This window comes from Arthrobacter ruber, assembly GCF_002954225.1.
Taxonomy (GTDB): domain Bacteria; phylum Actinomycetota; class Actinomycetes; order Actinomycetales; family Micrococcaceae; genus Arthrobacter_D; species Arthrobacter_D ruber.
The window spans coordinates 147,243-163,433 of the sequence record NZ_PPTH01000012.1 but is presented as its reverse complement, the minus strand read 5'-3'; the positions used below and the strand labels follow the sequence as shown (position 1 = coordinate 163,433).

At 60.9% G+C, this 16,191-nt stretch carries 20 protein-coding genes and 1 pseudogene; 8 read left to right on the top strand and 13 right to left on the bottom strand.

The genetic code is table 11. From position 1 onward, the window contains the following. Positions 1-211 precede the first annotated feature (211 nt). Complete coding sequence (locus CI785_RS03600) at positions 212-958, top strand: hypothetical protein (protein WP_157940144.1); 747 nt, start codon at positions 212-214, stop codon at positions 956-958. A gap of 59 nt (positions 959-1,017) precedes the next feature. Here CI785_RS03600 and CI785_RS03595 read toward each other — a convergent pair whose 3' ends face one another. Together CI785_RS03595 and CI785_RS03590 are read right to left on the bottom strand one after the other, a co-directional pair. Then, entirely contained in the window at positions 1,018-1,377 is a 360-nt protein-coding gene (locus CI785_RS03595; RefSeq protein WP_105030732.1) for a hypothetical protein, read from the bottom strand. A 224-nt stretch (positions 1,378-1,601) separates the two neighbouring features. After that, a complete protein-coding gene (locus CI785_RS03590; protein WP_105030731.1) occupies positions 1,602-2,288 on the bottom strand; it encodes a hypothetical protein in 687 nt (228 codons plus the stop codon). Between the two features lie 272 nt (positions 2,289-2,560). Here CI785_RS03590 and CI785_RS03585 point away from each other — a divergent pair, with 272 nt between their 5' ends. After that, positions 2,561-3,106 carry a hypothetical protein gene (locus CI785_RS03585; RefSeq protein WP_157940143.1) on the top strand — a complete coding sequence of 182 codons (546 nt, stop codon included), beginning with the start codon at positions 2,561-2,563 and terminating at the stop codon, positions 3,104-3,106. 498 nt (positions 3,107-3,604) lie between these two features. Here the strand turns inward: CI785_RS03585 and CI785_RS16965 are convergent, their stop codons facing one another. Together CI785_RS16965 and CI785_RS03580 are read right to left on the bottom strand one after the other, a co-directional pair. Then, positions 3,605-3,895, bottom strand: a complete 291-nt coding sequence (locus tag CI785_RS16965; protein WP_157940142.1) for a hypothetical protein — start codon at positions 3,893-3,895, stop codon at positions 3,605-3,607. Between the two features lie 70 nt (positions 3,896-3,965). Continuing rightward, positions 3,966-4,901, bottom strand: a complete 936-nt coding sequence (locus tag CI785_RS03580; RefSeq protein ID WP_205753553.1) for a 5'-nucleotidase — start codon at positions 4,899-4,901, stop codon at positions 3,966-3,968. A gap of 486 nt (positions 4,902-5,387) precedes the next feature. On the opposite strand from CI785_RS03580, the gene CI785_RS03575 reads away from it, so the two are divergent. Continuing rightward, on the top strand, positions 5,388-5,657 hold the full coding sequence (locus CI785_RS03575; RefSeq protein WP_105030729.1) for a ribbon-helix-helix protein, CopG family: 270 nt from the start codon (positions 5,388-5,390) through the stop codon (positions 5,655-5,657). 50 nt (positions 5,658-5,707) lie between these two features. Here CI785_RS03575 and CI785_RS03570 read toward each other — a convergent pair whose 3' ends face one another. Next, the gene (locus CI785_RS03570) at positions 5,708-6,172 is read right to left on the bottom strand and encodes a hypothetical protein (protein ID WP_105030728.1); all 465 of its coding nucleotides are present in this window, start codon (positions 6,170-6,172) and stop codon (positions 5,708-5,710) included. Positions 6,173-6,428: 256 nt separating this feature from the next. Between CI785_RS03570 and CI785_RS16960 the strand changes: the two genes are divergently transcribed. Beyond that, a complete protein-coding gene (locus tag CI785_RS16960; RefSeq protein ID WP_157940141.1) occupies positions 6,429-6,629 on the top strand; it encodes a hypothetical protein in 201 nt (66 codons plus the stop codon). A 163-nt stretch (positions 6,630-6,792) separates the two neighbouring features. Here the strand turns inward: CI785_RS16960 and CI785_RS03565 are convergent, their stop codons facing one another. The 4 genes from CI785_RS03565 to CI785_RS03555 form a co-directional block, all read right to left on the bottom strand. Beyond that, a complete protein-coding gene (locus CI785_RS03565) occupies positions 6,793-7,029 on the bottom strand; it encodes a hypothetical protein (protein WP_157940140.1) in 237 nt (78 codons plus the stop codon). 173 nt (positions 7,030-7,202) lie between these two features. Continuing rightward, the gene (locus CI785_RS16955; protein ID WP_157940139.1) at positions 7,203-7,583 is read right to left on the bottom strand and encodes a hypothetical protein; all 381 of its coding nucleotides are present in this window, start codon (positions 7,581-7,583) and stop codon (positions 7,203-7,205) included. A gap of 228 nt (positions 7,584-7,811) precedes the next feature. Continuing rightward, on the bottom strand, positions 7,812-8,144 hold the full coding sequence (locus tag CI785_RS03560) for a hypothetical protein (protein WP_105030726.1): 333 nt from the start codon (positions 8,142-8,144) through the stop codon (positions 7,812-7,814). 485 nt (positions 8,145-8,629) lie between these two features. Next, positions 8,630-9,793: a glycoside hydrolase family 26 protein gene (locus CI785_RS03555; RefSeq protein WP_240614980.1), complete on the bottom strand. Its 1,164-nt coding sequence runs from the start codon at positions 9,791-9,793 to the stop codon at positions 8,630-8,632. 362 nt (positions 9,794-10,155) lie between these two features. Between CI785_RS03555 and CI785_RS03550 the strand changes: the two genes are divergently transcribed. Next, positions 10,156-10,554 carry a hypothetical protein gene (locus CI785_RS03550; RefSeq protein WP_105030725.1) on the top strand — a complete coding sequence of 133 codons (399 nt, stop codon included), beginning with the start codon at positions 10,156-10,158 and terminating at the stop codon, positions 10,552-10,554. Positions 10,555-10,637: 83 nt separating this feature from the next. After that, the gene (locus tag CI785_RS03545; protein ID WP_170068208.1) at positions 10,638-11,378 is read left to right on the top strand and encodes a hypothetical protein; all 741 of its coding nucleotides are present in this window, start codon (positions 10,638-10,640) and stop codon (positions 11,376-11,378) included. Between the two features lie 146 nt (positions 11,379-11,524). On the opposite strand, the gene CI785_RS03540 is transcribed toward CI785_RS03545, so the two are convergent. Then, entirely contained in the window at positions 11,525-12,205 is a 681-nt protein-coding gene (locus CI785_RS03540; RefSeq protein ID WP_240614989.1) for a LysR family transcriptional regulator substrate-binding protein, read from the bottom strand. Positions 12,206-12,253: 48 nt separating this feature from the next. Further along, positions 12,254-12,427, bottom strand: a pseudogene (locus CI785_RS17440) (LysR family transcriptional regulator); the annotation flags it as partial. Positions 12,428-12,571: 144 nt separating this feature from the next. Here CI785_RS17440 and CI785_RS03535 point away from each other — a divergent pair. Continuing rightward, positions 12,572-13,498 (top strand): DMT family transporter, encoded by a 927-nt coding sequence (locus CI785_RS03535; protein ID WP_105030722.1) that lies wholly within the window; start codon positions 12,572-12,574, stop codon positions 13,496-13,498. Between the two features lie 198 nt (positions 13,499-13,696). Here the strand turns inward: CI785_RS03535 and CI785_RS03530 are convergent, their stop codons facing one another. Beyond that, a complete protein-coding gene (locus tag CI785_RS03530; protein ID WP_105030721.1) occupies positions 13,697-14,050 on the bottom strand; it encodes an iron chaperone in 354 nt (117 codons plus the stop codon). Between the two features lie 544 nt (positions 14,051-14,594). Then, positions 14,595-15,146, bottom strand: a complete 552-nt coding sequence (locus tag CI785_RS03525; RefSeq protein WP_240614979.1) for a helix-turn-helix domain-containing protein — start codon at positions 15,144-15,146, stop codon at positions 14,595-14,597. A gap of 31 nt (positions 15,147-15,177) precedes the next feature. On the opposite strand from CI785_RS03525, the gene CI785_RS03520 reads away from it, so the two are divergent. Beyond that, positions 15,178-16,137 carry a DMT family transporter gene (locus tag CI785_RS03520; RefSeq protein ID WP_105030719.1) on the top strand — a complete coding sequence of 320 codons (960 nt, stop codon included), beginning with the start codon at positions 15,178-15,180 and terminating at the stop codon, positions 16,135-16,137. Positions 16,138-16,191 lie beyond the last annotated feature (54 nt).

The window sequence follows — 16,191 nt, the reverse complement described above, 5'->3', positions numbered from 1 at the left end:
AGTTAAGGCCAGCAAGCAGTTCTACGGGTCAGGGTGAGTCGGATGCGAGGGGAAGCGCTCTCGAGTAGGGATGCGTAGTGAAACGGTCGAGTGTCTGATTCACCCGGCCTTCGGTGAGGCATGTCGATGGGCCACCTGGCATCCCATACCGTCAGAGCTTTGGAGAGCTTTAGAGGGGGATAGTGCCATGGGGGCGGGAAGTGACGGGCCAGTGGTTGAGGACATCGGTTCGCGCAACGACTTAGGGGACCTTTTACCTGTCGGCCTGCCACAGCAGCCGGCTACTGGCGGTTCTGACCGGAGGGGAACGATTGCGGCCGGCGCAGGGATAGTGGCCTTCGGGTACATCGTGCTCTACACGGCCATGACGTCGTCCCCGCCTGTTCCAGTGGTGCCCGAACCAGAGGTCATTCAGAACGTTCCTGCCAGCGTGAAGTGTGAGGACTTGACCTTCTTCGTAGCGGATAACCAGCACTACGAGAACGTCGACGTCGAGCCGCCCTTAGGTGCTTGTACGGTCGCGGCACGCCCTCCTGCAGGAGCCGTCATCGATCCGGTGTCAGCGTGTGATGCCGTTGGCGGTCACGTCACCGCCTGGCGTGAGGGTGAGTATCCGACCCTATTGGAGCAGCGCCCGGCGCTTCCGAGTGGGCAGCGGATTCTGACCACGACGGATGCCGAGAGTCAGACGGTGATGGAACTCGGGATCGTGATGCCGAATCAAACTTTTGCCCTGTGCGGGCCTGTTGAGTGGCGTTATGAGCACGATGGCCAACAGCTCACTCAGCAGATCCCAGCAGACGCGGACTTGGGTGAACTGCCAGAGGGCAGGTACTACGCCTACGAACGCACGACCGAGGGCAGCCTTGAGCTGCGTGGTGTTGGGAACCGGCACTATTACGTCGAACCGCTTCCCGAGGGGTTCGATGTTCCCGGCTCGCTCAGGAACGAGCCATGAAGTCGTACATGCACCTCTGTTCTCGTATGTGGATTATGCAGCATGGGTGGTTCTGAGCATCAGGTGGAACTGCTGTCGGGTGTCATCGTCAGGGACCCTCTCTTATTCGAGATGGTGAGTGTCTCTTCATCCCACGAGTAGTTCAGCGGCAGCTCAGTAAATCGGTGAACCCATCGGTCGTAGTCGCTCCGCGGAGGCTCGCAGAAGATGGCGGCAACCTGCATCTTTGACCGGTCAAGAACGATTTGTTCCTCAGTGACGGTGACAGCTGCCTCGAACCCGACGCACGGTGTGCCGACGACGACTACCTGACCGGCACCTCGGTCAGTGATCCACCAAGTAACACGGTTGGTCTCGAGCCAAGACAGCTCCCCAGACTCGTTGATCCCGGCAATGGCTGTGAATCGAATGTCATGCACGGCGGACTCCTTTGGCGTTGAGCAGCCACTAGTTAGATGAACACTCGTCACCAGAAGGATCGCGAAGAGGGCCCTACGCGGAGTAGGCATGGCTCATCTCAACACAACATGTCTTCGAGCTCCAGAGGTAGGACCCTGCACTCCGCGCCCTAACCCGCCCGCATAAGGATCGGCCTGGGGATCGGCCTGCGGGACAACGCCTGTGGCGGTAATGCGGGATGCAGTCAGGCGGAGGGCACGGGTCGGGTGATGAACTCCAACCGAAGGTATGGCAGGTAGTCCCGTGGGATCGCTGCGGTAAGTATGCCCGTTCCGATGACGGCCCCGAGCCCTAGAACATGCGGGTCAGTATCAACACACATTCCTTCGATCTCCTCGCCGTCGAGCAAAATACGGCGCCCAGTACTGGAACTACCTGTTTCGACCCGGTTGGTGAGCTCACCCGGAAAACCACCGACTACGCGTTCATCTTGAAAGACGTTCATGAGGATGTGGTTCATGTGCTCCGCCAGAACGTCTTCCACAGGTCGTGGGGTGCCTTCGACGAAGTGCGTGGTGCGAACGCCTTCCCATAGGAGCGGGTATCTCATCCTGTCGCGCGCTTCGATTATCCACTCGGGCAGCGGACCAACCGGTTCCATCTCGAGGCCGGCTCTCTCCTCCGGTGTGAGTTCTCTAAGGTTCCGAGGATCGGCCCGGTCAGCGGGGTATCGCCATAGGACATAGGAGAGAGCCACTGTCTCGACTTGCAGAACTCCGTCCACGGTCTGGCTACCGTGGCCTGCACCCGCCTCTTCGATGCTCTCTTGGTCAGCCAGGACCCATAGCGGCCTGTTCATCTGTGCAGTGATTTCGTCCACCGTCGGTGGTGGAGGAAAGTCCATGGGTTGCTGGCTGCGGTCGAAGTCCATGGGCTCACTCTGTCACCGGACAACGATCAGAGAAAGGCCCCGACGATACCCGAGTTCGCCGTCCGCAGGACGATCCCTCAGCGGGATCCTCTGCACCTATGGAAGTTAGGTAGTGTCTTCGCCGGAAGCATGATCGCGCTTGGCGTTCTGCGCTTTGCCAAACAGGAGGAGCGCCTTGAAGACGGAACTTCCAGCAGAAAATGATGCACCTGAGATCAAGGCGCGGGTCCGATGAGCCGCACCACTGATCTGTCCCACGGCGGGTTGTCGGAATGAAGAACTGGGTCCGGCGGCACCCCTACATGGCACTGGCGTTCGGCTATGTCATCTTTTTCGTGTTTGCAACTGCTGTTTGGCTCGTCGTCAGCCAACGTAGCTTGGTCGATGCCCTGATCAGTGGCTTTATGTACACCTTGATCTACTGGCTCTTCGCGATGTTCCAGTTACGGAATGTGCGCAAGACCAAACGGAGGCTCGACGAACATGGACAATTCAAGGCCTTCATTCGCTACCCGGAATCTCGTGCAGGTTCGCTCAGCGAAATTTGGAACCAGGGCGTTGCAACTCCCGACGCCGGGTCGATCCGGTTCCAGCCCGCTGTCTACGACAGCTTGGAGCCGTCAGGACGACCGACTGACTTGAAGGTGCAGAGAGTTCTTCCGGACCGCCGAAAGATCATTGGCAAAGAACGCAAATACCTGCCGGCGTTTGGATACCTAGCCGTGACCTTGCTAACTGATGGTGGCAAGGTTGAGCTTGCTGCAAGCCCTGACGCACTGGACAAGCTCACCGAGGTCGTAGCGTCCGGTCCTGCCTAGGCGGCCCCTCCGGGGTTCCGCAATGACGAGGAATAGTTGTCCTGCCCAATGCGTAAGCGGATCCGCTTGCGGACAATGCCTCACGAACAGCGACGGGGGCCGAAGGTGCCGCACCAAGTGACGGGCCATGGGTACTAAGCGAAGTCACTATGGAAGTCCGGATTGACGTCCTACCGCTGAAATCATTGCGTCGGCTTCAATGGCTTCCTTGCAGCTCTGCGGTACAACCATACGCACACTGCCAAGAGAACGAGATTTAAACCCTGTACTGCCCAGTAGAAGCCAGTCGCAGAGCGACCTTCGTACAACACGGACACCCAATTGCTGGCCATCCATAGCAGCGCAAGAACCCCCATTGCCACCGCTTGGCTTTTCGTCGGCCACTTTCTAGCTTTGGACCTCATGACTTGAGCCTACGGGCAGGGTCAAGACGCAATCGCGCCACTTGGAACAAGGTGCCCCGCTCCAAGATCCTCCACCGGACGCCCCGCTGAGCACCTAAAGAGCTCGACCTCGTCGCTCCCAGTCAGCCCGTCGTTCTTCTTCAGCTCTCCAGAAGTGCTCGTCACGACGCCGGACGTAAAGGAGGTGTCCAAGCATAGCCAAACCTAAGACCAGCATGAACACGTTGAGGTACTCCCCGAACGCCCAAGCCTCGCCGCTCAGAATGTTGCCAGTAATAAGGAGTAGTTGAAGAGCAACCCACACCGACCAAATGGTGAACTGTAGGCGGAAGCTTCCACGGTTCATCTTCGGGTTCGCCCTCTTAGTAGGGCTCTCATCACTCATGACCTGAGCCTATAGGCGGCCATCAACTTGGCAGCACGACCAGCTGGTCAATGTTGGCTAGCGGATCCTCCTAGGCGCCCTTCACCTCATTAACCACCCCGAACGGGACATGTACGCTCGGGATTTCATCGGCCGCAGTCTGAAGATGGCCCAGTTGATCGTCGAAAAATAGGTGGGGTTTGAGCACGCGCAGGACTTTCGCCTTCTCAACCCCGCCTAAGAAGAACGCGTCATTCACGCGGACACCCCATGACTTAAGGGTTCTGACAACTCGCTCGTGAGAGGGGGCGTTGCGAGCTGTGACAATGGCTACGTGGACCCGGCGGTTGTAGTCAGGCTGGGCGTCTACAAGCTTCTCCTCGATGTCCTGGATGCGGTTGATGCCGCGGAGGAACTCGGACAATCGGCCTTCAGGTAGCGGTACTTCGAGATGTTCAGTTTCGTGTGCATGGAAGGCCGGCAGGCCTTCGGCCTGCATGACGCGTTCAGACGAGTCGTCAGCCAGTACTCCGTCGAAGTCGAACGCAATCCGAAGGTCTGTGCCCTTTGGGTCAGCTGCGGGCAGCCCAAGTACCTGGCCGGCGGCAAAGCCCATGGATAGTGCGATGCGGACATCCTTCTCGTTTTGTGACAAGAACAAGGACATGTTGAGAGCACCCATGAACTTGAAGGGCGACCGGCCCTGCATGAAGACGGCGCGCGAGATGGGCAGCCCATGGTGGGCGATGGATCGCATGACTCGAAGACCCGTTTCCGGGTCATTGCTTGAGAGCACGATGACCTCAACCAACGGCACTCCATCTTGGGAGAGGTCATTTAGCGATAGGAGGCGCTTGATAAAAGGGAAGGCCACCCCTGGCTTGAGCGCATTCGCGATATGGGTTTCCTGGTACTCGCGATAGCGCGCTTCCCCGTGCTCGCGGAATATAGCGTCAGCATCTGTCAGATCGAAAAGTGCACTCGAAGCTACGCCTACCACGAGCATGTTTTCCAAATCGTATGCCACGTTGCTCCTGATCTTCCGCGAACTTCTTCCGCGAACTTCTTCCGCGAACTTCTTCCGGTCACGCTATCGGATGCGACCAGAGTCAGTGGGATATAGGTGCCTTTCTGGCGCCCGTAAGCCGGTCGTTCTGCGCCCGTGCAGGTGACTTCGAGAATCGACAGGATCGGTTGGCCCCGCCATGGCGGAAAGCGGGCGTTTGACCGGGACGATGAAAACGGGCGCAAGGGTGCCTTATACGTGCGTCTCTCCGCCGCTGGACGTGTTGCGTTGGGGTACACCCCAACTCCAGAGCGCAGATCGGTTCGGATTGTGTTGATCTAGGGTCCTTCTGCGGCTTCTGCAACAGAAGTGTTCAAGGGTCTAGACGTCGTGCAACGACAACGGGGGGGGTGGGACCGTCCGGGGCTACCAGTCTGAGTAGCGCTACGTCAAAGGTCAGTGGTCGGTTGTACACCTTGTTTACCTAGCGATGGTGGAGAGGTCGACATGGCAACGAAGAATCAGCAGCCACATCCGTCCGGGCAGGTCGTTTCCGTGCGACTGCCACCGGACGTCATCAAGCGGATTGATGCGCTGGCCGAGCACACGGGACGCAGCCGGGGACTCTATATCCGGCTGGCGCTGAGCGCGTTCTTGACGCAGCTCGAGGAAGATCACTGGAACCAAAAGACGGTTCGCTACGAGCGGGACGGCTTCGATCGTAATTTCGCGCAGATCACGACGTGTCTCATGGAAGACCCGAAGCTTCGCCCTTAGCCCACTGGGTACCCGCAGGAGGATCCCGTAGCGGGACGGTGAACGATTGCTCACCCTGCAGAAGCGGGCGACGTCGGAATCATCTTTGTCAGTGTCGGCTTGCCGTCGGCCGTGACGGTCAGGCTTCTACACGTCGTGAAGAATTCACGGAGGAGCCGCGTGTCGCCCTTCTTGGCCGGTTGAACGACAGAAGAGGAGAAGATCTCTGGGTCTTGATGGTGAGCAAGGATGGCCGGCAGGGAAGGGTACTTCTCGAGTTGAGACATCGCGTGGTCTGCACGCGGTTGATCGTCCGCGTCCACCGCGCCGATGTAGTCCCCCATCCAGGCGCACGACCAGTACTCGGCGATAGCCACCTCCGGCACGCCGTCCTCGATGGCGGCGTCGTCATCCTTCCACTGGTGAAGTGGCGCATTCGACCAGGAAGCGCCCTTGGGGAGAGACTCCGGGAACTCGTCGATCGCTTTGCGCGTCAATCCCGACATCTCGCTCGTACCGACGAAACCCGGCAACATGCTTCGCGCGGCCTGCGTTGACTCACTGGTTGGCGCGGCCTGCGTTAGTCCGCCAGTAGGTTGGTGCGCGGCAGGAGGCGCAGCACAACCACCTGTTATAACGGCAACGCTCAGAACGACGGCGACCGGAACACCCTTGAAACCCCAATTCCCCATGGCCGAAGAATAACGTGCTCCGCCGGTTCCCGCCGTTCGACATATCCGATTATCCACCGGCCTACGGGCGTTACCTCACCGCAGTACTACGGTGGTCTGCATGCCGAAAAATACGTGGTTAGCGGCCATCGCTCTTCTTCTCATCAACGCTATCGGTGGTCTCGGCTTCTTCCTTCTTTCCCTTCCTGAGCGATCGGAATGGGGTGCCATGATCACCGGAATCGTCTGCAGCATCGTGGCAACGCTTCTAATCATCAACTACAGGAGAACCTACGGATCAAGACCGGCCTCGCAGTCGTGAGCTAAAGCAGTGGTGACCCAGATGCTTGCGGGTCTGTGCCACAAGCCGATCCCCCAGCGGACTCTTTGACTCATGCTGTCAAACCTCTAGACGCGGACCCACTGCCAGCGCGCGTGTCAAAGGAGCTTGCGAGGTATTCAGCTGCTGGTTCTCGCCTAGGGAACTAGCGGATTGAATTGTCTCTGGAGACTAGCGATTCTGCGTGGCGCATGATGAGCGACGCACCGATGAGAACTGCGGAGAACAGCAAGCAGGCTGCGGCGAGGAAAACGTAGAGGGTCGTGAAGATCATCGCGATCGGCGCTCCCTCGACGACGAATTCAGTCCCGAAGTTTCGGTTCAAGATCGGGAGGACGGGTAGTAGGACGGCGAAAATACCGAGGATCATCCCTGCGCGCATGCACATCTTTGGCAAATTAGACACAGTCATCGGTTCTCCAGGAGTCGCTGTTACGTACGGTATTTCAGCTAAACACTTGGTCCCAGGCACCACTATCACAGCTGATGAATCGTTATGAGATAGGTTTCCGTAGACCGATCCATCAGCGAACGGCTACACCGCTCGATGAGTGTCTACCGATTGATCGCATCGACCTCAGTAGCAAGGTCAATACGTGTGAGGAGGTCATCGCCAGCCGTAGCCATGGTCGAGACCGCGGATGAGGTGACCAAAACAGCTATCACGACAGTCGCAAGAACCTTCATAACGCTATAACGTCGTTCGATTGCTAGGACTGTGGCTGTAATGACACTCAACATGGCGATTGTTTGACCGGCAACTGTCGCAGCCGCCATCCGGAGCGCACTGTCGACGGTGACGGGCCCGTAGCTACTAAAAGCGGCAGACAGCACAAACGGGATTACCCAGATACCGAGTATGACGATCGTGGTGTTACTGACGCGATAAGGCCGCTTCACGGCCGGTGCTTGATCCAACACGGCGGGCGTAGTCATGCAATGAACCTACGGGACTGAATGCTGCTCAACCGGATGTGGACAAAATCGACAGGCAAACCTTCACACGCCCACACGACGAGTTGCTCACCAGTCAACCCAACGAACCCCGTATCCTTGCGAACCAGCGGTGAGGGCGGTTCTGGTCAGAGCAACTCACCGGCAATCCTCCTCTACGCATCTCAGAAGGCGCCCGCAAACCGGTCCCTTCACGCCCGTCGAACGAACTCACGCGTCGGTTGCCGAGTACTCCGCGTTGAGTTTGTCGGCTAGTCCTTCGATATCCCAGGTCGTGGACTCACCGGTGGCCACGTCAGTCAGGTCGACCACCATCCAGTTGCTGCCGCGGGCGAGTTGCACCTCGCCCTGATCCGAACCTGTCCAAATCTCGAGGGCCTTCCGAAGGGCGTCCTCGTCGGAGTACAGATCAATCTGCACGTTCTCCGAACACAGCTTCTGTTCGGATGTTAGTGCGCTGCCGTCGGCCGGGACGATGGGCTCACCTACCGGATCGGCATCGCACCCCAACACCCCATCGACTGCGGCGTACGCCTCGTCCATCGAGGTAAACGCCGGTAAAGCTTCGGTCTCCCTTTGTTCAGGAGTGCCGCAGCCAGCGAGTGACCCCATCGTGAGAACGGCGACTACTGCTGTGCATAGGAAACGTCGATGTTCCATAGTCCTTACCCCAGTGGCTAGTGAAAGCACTTTGCCAGAGTCCGGTCACTAGGGGAAGTATCAAGTTAGATTCGGCTCACAGGCGCGGTCCCATAGAGGATCCTTCATCGGACGCCGCAACGAGCGGGCGAAGGCCGTATGGCAGCGCATTCCGAGTAGCCTAGTGAAGTACACGTTGCAGACCAGTAACCAGCCAGTAAGTGCGCCTTGAGCATGAACCATGACTCATCCGCTAAGGCAGTGGCAGGATCGGCCCTCTCGGCTTCCGTACCAAGACCACGGTGAGGGCTGGGTAGCGAGTCTCGGTACAGGGTAGGAGTCATCGCGGAGCCGGCGCACGTTCCTCGCCAGTCGCTGGTGTGTCTCGGTCAGGCGAGGGGCTCTCCGCAGGCCTCCGGCTTCGGGGCGAAGTGGTACCAGTCCGGGACGGCGGCTGTGAACTCGGAGCGGATGGCGGGGTCGCTCAGTACTGTCCAGTCGACGGCTGCGCCGACCTCCGGTTCCATCTTGTTCCACTCGAACCAGTTGACCATCTGCAGTTGCGGGAACCGCTCGTGCACCGTCGGGTCGAAGACCTGCTCCCACCAGGCACGCTTGATGTTCAGACTCCGGAGCTCGCCGATGTCATCCTGGACCAGGGACGCCGTTTCCGGGATGGCCACGGGCTTGCCGTGCCCCACTCCGTACGCGGCGTAGAAGTCAGGCAGCATCGAGTCGTTGCCGTTGGTGCCGTTATAGGTGCCGGTGAGCTGGTCGATGAACTTGCCCTCCTCCGGCATCTCGCTCTCCGACCACGGGTACGTATTGCCCCAGTGGTAGAGAGACATACCAACCCAGTCGACGACGTCGTCGCCCGGGTAGTAGGGCGCATACGGGTCATCGAAGGCTGTCAGGGTCCCGTTGCCGGTCGTGTCCAGATCCACGAACCCGGGTGTTGCCGGCAAGGACTCGTACTCGCCACCCGCAAAGGGGTACCCGCCGGCGTAGTTCGGGGCCCACATCATCGCCGACCCAGGCGCGTGTTCGTGCACGGCGTCCGCGACGCGACGGAAGGCGGAGATGTACTCGGCCGGCTGCTGCCCCCACGGATACCAGGAGCCGTTCATCTCATGGGCGAACCGCACGATGACCGGCACACCGTTGGTGTTGAAACCGGCGAGCATTCCCGCGAGATCGCCCGCATGTTGCTCGGTCACCGCCTCGAGGCCCTCCATCGGCTCGAGAGTGAGCAGCAGCATCCCACCGTTCTGCCGCAACTGCTCTGCGGCCGAGGCGATCAGACCCGGATCCTCCTCGTTGAACGGGAAGTCGGCGAAGGACACCGCGACCGCAGGACGCTCGCCCAACTTGTCGGAGTACTCGGCGAGGGTTTCCCGGCCCCATTCCAGGTTGACCCCCATGAGCGTGCCGTCCGCCGGAGCCAGGTTCCGGCCATCGACAGGCTCACAGGGGACAGCTTCAGGGTTGATGTTGCAGGCACACAGGGACAGAAGCAATAACGCCATGACCAGGCGCACGAAGGTTGAGACCACCACCCCAACCTACAGGCGGCACTCCTCCCAAGGACGAGACAGGACCCGAACTTCACACACTCCTGCGATTACCGCCGGCAACGGTCTGCCTTCACCCACGCCCGGGTCGTTCACCCACAGGTAGGCGGCTTCGAGCTCTACTCTCCGTGCTCCATCAACCGCAGGTGGATGACCTACCCGCTATGACGTCCACGTGTGGTTACCGCCCTGTCGATAGAGTGGTCGATCCGTGACGGTTCCAGTCGAGGGGGATCCCGGATGTTCGGGTTTGGTCGGAATAAGAAGGACGTGGAGGCCTAGGTCAGCGCCAACGATCTGCATGGTGACGAGCGGCCCCTGAGTTGGCGGCAGTGACTGCGGCCATGGACGCTGCGTGGTCGTCGGTGGGGACGGTCGATCCGTATGTCGTGTCCCACCTGATCAATCCCGCGTTCACAGGTGGCGCGCAGTGGCCTGGGCTCCGGCAGGCCTTTCGGAAGATCACACGTGCAGACGGCCTCGCGATTGTGGCGTCCGACGGTCTTGCCGACCCCTACCTTGATGATCCTGCTGCACGGCCCGGCTTGGGCGCGGAGGTCTACCTCTGCTCGACGGCGTTCGCAGACACCCCCATGGGGGATCTGAGCGACCTGTGGCAATTCGAGACCGTCTATCAGGTAGCGCAGAACATCGCTTCCATGCGCTTCGAGCTCGGCCCCGAGTTGGACCGCTACGGCGCCCTGTCGTTGAGTCCGCCGCGTCTGCGAACCGGCACAGCGTAATCGGCCCCGTGGATTCGAACACAAGCGCTGAGCTCGCACCTGATAGTAGGCTTGTCGGACTACCGGCTGCTCACCTGTGGCGAGTGGTCGAACGGGTACTGGAGGACAGGGGTCCTTTTGCCCCGGAAGCGGAACTGGTGGCCGGCGAGATTCTCCGCCTGCGTGATACTCGTCAGCTCTCGAAGACCCTCGCCCGTGAGCTCAGTTCGTTGATTTACCAGCGAGGAATGCACGCCGCACACTCCGGCGACTTCCGGCTGACGGCCCCGATTCGGCAGCTCGAGGATGAGGTCGGCCACCAGAAGCAGTCGGGCTTCCCTGACATTCAGGTGGACCCAGTGCAGGTGCAGGCCCGGATCGCGGGCATCGCGGACGGCATCCCGTTACCGAGCCGGGAATCAGAAGTCGTTGAGGGCCAGACCAACCTCCTACCTTCCATCGCTCACGCATTGGCTGGTGGTGTCGCACCAGGGTGGCAATTCCTTCGATTCGAGGTCTGGTCTATCGGTGACGTCATGTCGTATGAGCTCTTCACCGTCCGAGACGGTGAAGAGGACAGGAGCCTCCCCGGCATAGCCATCTACGAGCCGCTCGATGTCCTGAAGACCGCTTGTTATGCGCCGGAGTCAGGCACATGGCTTTCCCTGACCATGCACATCACGTCGTCGGGAAAGCTCGACGTCGACTACAACTTCGACTCCAGACCAGAACTCGACATCGATGTAAGCACCGACGACTACGAGCTCGAGCTGCGGCGCTTTCCGCGCGCTATACCGTCAGTACCTGCTTGGTGGCAGGAGCGAATCGCACGAGGTAACGCGTGACGTCTCGCATATCTCAGAGAGATCAATGAGGGATGCACGTATTGGACGGCCATTCCGTACTCGATCGAACCTCGACCACCAAAGGACGGCACGATGTTGCATCTGGGTACACCCTGCGCAGCACGGGCCGCATGTAAGGCGATCCCTCAGCGTTCATCGCTGCTTGCGTGGTGTTGGAGGGTGGTGACTACTTTTTGGACGGCGGTGCGGTGGAGGGCTTCGGGTCGGCAGAGGATGTCGACGTGCCTTGCTAGTGGTAGGTCATGAATGGGTTTGAGGATGATTCCACTGTCGGATCGTGGGGGTGCGGTGTGGCGGGGCATCAGTGCGATGGCAGAACCGGCGGAGACGATCGCAGCTGCGATGAAGAACTCGTTGATGCGGTGTGTGACGGCGAGGGGTTTTCCGGCGTGAACGGCGATGGCTTGCAGTGCTGATTCGAGCGGGAAGCCGTCCTGGACGGACACCCATTCCTCCTCGAGAAGGTCGGTGACACTGACGCTCGGGGCCTGGGCGAGCCGGTGCCGGTCCGACATGGCGATGTCCAGGGGCTCACGCACCAGCGGAAGGGCAGTGATCGTGTCCGGCCACAGCCGGCTGTGCTCAAGGCGGTGTGCGATAACAAGGTCGTAGTCGGCGGTCAGGGCGGGAAAAGCGTCCTGTCCGACGTCCCGGTCGTGGAGGACCAGCCGCGGATTCCCTCCGCTGGAGAGGGCGTGGAGGAGAGGCCCGAACCAGGTCAGACCGGCACTGGTGAACGCAGAGATACTCACCGTCGCGGTGGGGTCCTGCACGTACCGGCTGACGGCCTGCTCCGCGGAGCTCATCGCGACACTGATATCGACCGCAGCTGATGCCAGGGCCTGGCCGGCGCCGGTGAGAACGAGATTCCGCCCCCGGCGTTCCGTCAGGGGGACTTCGACCGTGCGCTGCAACGCCGTGAGTTGCTGCGAAACCGCTGACGCCGAAACGTAGTGAGATCGTGCCACTGCGGCGAGACTACCCCGTTCACCCAACTCGCGGAGTAGGTGTAACTGGTGAAGATCCATAAGCGAACACTAAACCACCAGTTCATTAAGTGCCCTCTCGTCTTACGAGTCAATCACCCGCAGACTCGAGTCGTGCCTTCCCCTTCACCGTCCCGGACACCGGGGTCCTCTTCCGTCCGATACCTCAGCGCCCTTGGCGAGTTCGTGGCTGCGCGTAGGGTGGATCTGCTCCTGCTGCTGGTCGCGCTCGTGTGGGGCAGCAGCTATCTGGCGGCGAAAACCCTCACCGATACCGTCGGGGTGACGGTCCTCCTTTCCTTGCGGTTCCTGATTACTACGGTGGCCTTGGTGGTGATCTGGCTGATCTGGAACCGCCGCCGGACCACACGCCGCGAAACACTGGTCGGGGTTGTCCTGGGTTCCACCCAGGCCGCCGTGCTCATCCTGGAAACCCACGGGATCGCCGGTACCAGTGCCACGAACGCAGGACTGATCATCAGTCTCGTCATCGTGTTCACCCCCGTGACCGAGAGCATTGCCTTCCGCGTCCCGCTGCCTCGCATGGTGCTCATCGCCGGGATCGTCGCGGTCGTCGGCGTGTGCCTCCTCGTTTCCGGAAACGGATTCGTGGCCCCGACCATCGGGGACATGCTCGTCCTCGCCGCCGCACTCGTGCGCGCCGTCCACGTCACCGCAGTCTCAGCCCTCACCCGAGGCCGCGGATTCAGCGCGCTCACGCTGACCCTGACCCAAAGCGCAGTCTGCGCGATCATCTATACCCTCGCCGACTACCAAGGCGTACTCCACGCCGTCCAGCACTTCAACACGGGTGAATGGATCGGCGTCCTCTACCTCGGACTCGCGTGCAGCGTTTTCGCGTTCCTCGTCCAAACCTGGGCCATCCAACAAACCTCAGCATCCAGGGCAAGCCTCCTCATGGGCACCGAACCCATTTGGGCGGTCCTCATCGGACTCAGCATCGGCCAGGAAACACTGCACCTCCTCGGCATCATCGGAGCGGGCCTGATCATCGTCGGCACCTACCTCGGACTCCGCGCCGAAACCCTCCACCGAACACCATCCACACCGAAAGAACCAACTACCATCGATCAACGGACTGTTGGGGCTTAGTTGTGCAGCGGGTTGGTCCATTAGGCGGTTACGAGATGTAGGGGAGCAGACTGCGCACTGCCTCCGCACTCTTCCGTCGCGTTGATCCTGGCCCACCGCAGCGTTTCGTGAGTTTCCGCCAGGATCACGCTCCCGGAGTCCAGGGCCTGCACAGGGCGACGTCGAGCGATGCAGTGCTTGTGGCAACGCCGACCCCGGTTACAGCCCGACGTCCTTCCGCGAGGTGAGCGCGAGCTGTTCGACAAGGTGGTCAGGGATGGGGTTGTTCGCAGGGAATGTGATGCCGGTCTTGGTGGCCTTCAGCCCGGCGGTGGCGATGTCATCGGCATGAGCGGTGATGGTGCCGGGGGAGAGGTAAAGGCCGCACTGCCTGCTGAACGCGGCATAACTGGCAATGATCGATCGTCCGATCCGGAACCCCGGCATGTTGTACTCGATAACTTCCTCCGCGTCCGGCAGGGTGCGAGCGAGCTGTGCGCGCAACGTGGCCAGCAAGGGGCGGAACCGTTCCGGAGCCGCAGCGATGTACGCGTCGTGGTCGGAAATCGTCATCCCGCCATTCTTCAGCAATGCGGATTCGTCTCTCAAGAGCGGCGTCTCGTGGGGTGAGCGCCGGTTCGGTGATGGCAGCGCTCGGGTACGGCTCGACGGCCAATCCATCGGCGCCTTCTCGCATACCCCAACTCGTGTCACGCGCCCGCAAGTCGGTCCTCCGTTGGGGCACCTTTCGCTCGCATGAGCGAGGAGGGACAGCCCATTCAGGTGCGGACGAGGTCGAGTCCCCTAGGACTCGCCCGAGAAAATGCCCGGTGACAATGCCCTCACTGGGACAGGCTTCACCAGTTTGGGACGTCTTCGTTGCTCCGGACCAGAGTGTCAAATATCAACGTTTCCGCTGCAGACTTACTCGAACGCTGCTGGTGGCCCATGAGCCCGATTTTCTGTGGCGCTAGTCCGTGCCATTGTCGATGCCTTACTTCTGTGTGCCAGGGACGGGTTCCGCTACAGGTAACAACTCACCCTCGACGACGCCCGTCCCCAGAGGTGATGTGCCGTCGGGGATGTACAGGATATGTGCCGGAGAGTGTGTGCGCGCTCAGCTGACGACAACCCGTGTGAAACGGGCGCGGCCGTCGCCGTCGTTGACGTAGGAGTAGTGCTGCGCAGTCCCGAAGGCGAGGTGCTCACCCGCAGTCAGTACGACGTCACCGCGTTCCTGTTCCACACGGATGGATCCTTCGGAGACCATGAGCAGTTCGGACCAGCCTTCGGGGTCGGGTTCAGCGTCGTAGCGGTCCCCGGGTTCCAGCACCCACGCCCACAGCTGGGCGTCCTTCGCCGCAGGGACTGAGGCCAGCAGCACCGCGGAGCTGCCGGGCCGGCCCCTCCACGCGAGCTCGCGGATGTCGGCGTGGGCCGCGGCCGGGGCAGCGACCAGGTCGACGAAGGTGACGCCCAGCGCGTCGGCCAGGTGGTCCAAGCCCGTCAGGCTGATATTCGCCTCACCGGATTCGAGCTTGATGATCGTCCTTCGGCTGACACCGGCCCGATTCGCGAGGGCGACCTGGCTGAGGTTCGCCGCAGTCCGGAAACGGTGCACATTCGCCCCCACATGAATCAGGACCTGCGAAGGTTCTCCCGTTTGCATGTGCATTATTCTGCACCATAAGGTGTGCATCATGTTGCACATGCAGTCCGGGGGACGTTTGCTCTCCCGTCAAGAACTTGCCCTCGTCCTCGTCACCGCAGTGTGGGGGGCGACGTTCCTGGTTGTGCACATCGCCGTGCAGTACAGCGGTCCCTGGTTCTTCGTCGGCATGCGCTTCATCACCGCGGGCCTCATCAGCGCGGTGATCTTCGCGCGCGTCCTGCGCGGCATCACCCGGAAGGAGATGGTGGCTGGAGCTGCGATCGGGGTGATGATCTTCCTCGGTTACGGGTTGCAGACCGTCGGGTTGCAGACGATCACCAGCAGCACTTCCGCGTTCATCACCGCGCTCTACGTCCCCCTCGTCCCCGTGCTGCAGTGGATCGTGTTCAAGAAGCCACCCAGACTTCTCACGTGGGGCGGTGTTGTGCTCGCTTTCATCGGACTCATGCTGCTCGCTGATCCTGGTAGCGCCAGTTTCTCCTTCGGGTCGGGGGAGATCGCGACGGTCGTCAGCACCCTCCCGATCGCTGCGGAGATCATCCTCATCGGCTGGTTCGCCGGCAAGGTCAACCTCGGCCGGGTCACCGTCGTGCAGCTTCTCGTCGCCGGGCTCCTCGGTTTCCTGACGATGCCTGTCGTAGGAGAGCAGCCGCCGGCGTTCTCCTGGGTGTGGGTGGCTGCAGCCGTGGCCCTCGGTGCGGCGAGTTGCCTCATTCAGCTCACCATGAACTGGGCGCAGAAGTCGGTCTCGCCGACCCGAGCCACGATCATCTACGCCGCGGAACCCGTGTGGGCCGCCCTCATCGGCCGCGTCGCCGGTGAACGCCTCCCCCCGATCGCGATCGTCGGCGCCGGGTTCATCGTCGCCGGTGCCCTGATCAGCGAACTGAACCCCCGCAAAGGCACCGACGCCATCGCACCCGACGACCGCACACGCGACGCCGCCGACACAGCGGCCTTGACCCCTCAGTTTGAGCGAACGGACTAGCGAAGCGCAGGCAGCTCCCGTAAGACGGTCGTCCACCGACCCTGTGCAGGAGCT

Excerpts from the sequence above, each read along its gene's own strand:
- CI785_RS03590 (WP_105030731.1), bottom strand. The coding sequence starts at position 2,288 with ATGGACTTCGACCGCAGCCAGCAACCCATGGACTTTCCTCCACCACCG.
- CI785_RS03585 (WP_157940143.1), top strand. The coding sequence starts at position 2,561 with ATGAAGAACTGGGTCCGGCGGCACCCCTACATGGCACTGGCGTTCGGC.
- CI785_RS16965 (WP_157940142.1), bottom strand. The coding sequence starts at position 3,895 with ATGAGTGATGAGAGCCCTACTAAGAGGGCGAACCCGAAGATGAACCGT.
- CI785_RS03575 (WP_105030729.1), top strand. The coding sequence starts at position 5,388 with ATGGCAACGAAGAATCAGCAGCCACATCCGTCCGGGCAGGTCGTTTCC.
- CI785_RS03570 (WP_105030728.1), bottom strand. The coding sequence starts at position 6,172 with ATGTTGCCGGGTTTCGTCGGTACGAGCGAGATGTCGGGATTGACGCGC.
- CI785_RS16960 (WP_157940141.1), top strand. The coding sequence starts at position 6,429 with ATGCCGAAAAATACGTGGTTAGCGGCCATCGCTCTTCTTCTCATCAAC.
- CI785_RS03565 (WP_157940140.1), bottom strand. The coding sequence starts at position 7,029 with ATGCGCGCAGGGATGATCCTCGGTATTTTCGCCGTCCTACTACCCGTC.
- CI785_RS16955 (WP_157940139.1), bottom strand. The coding sequence starts at position 7,583 with ATGACTACGCCCGCCGTGTTGGATCAAGCACCGGCCGTGAAGCGGCCT.
- CI785_RS03560 (WP_105030726.1), bottom strand. The coding sequence starts at position 8,144 with ATGGACGAGGCGTACGCCGCAGTCGATGGGGTGTTGGGGTGCGATGCC.
- CI785_RS03550 (WP_105030725.1), top strand. The coding sequence starts at position 10,156 with ATGGACGCTGCGTGGTCGTCGGTGGGGACGGTCGATCCGTATGTCGTG.
- CI785_RS03540 (WP_240614989.1), bottom strand. The coding sequence starts at position 12,205 with ATGAGCTCCGCGGAGCAGGCCGTCAGCCGGTACGTGCAGGACCCCACC.
- CI785_RS03530 (WP_105030721.1), bottom strand. The coding sequence starts at position 14,050 with ATGACGATTTCCGACCACGACGCGTACATCGCTGCGGCTCCGGAACGG.
- CI785_RS03525 (WP_240614979.1), bottom strand. The coding sequence starts at position 15,146 with ATGCAAACGGGAGAACCTTCGCAGGTCCTGATTCATGTGGGGGCGAAT.
- CI785_RS03520 (WP_105030719.1), top strand. The coding sequence starts at position 15,178 with ATGTTGCACATGCAGTCCGGGGGACGTTTGCTCTCCCGTCAAGAACTT.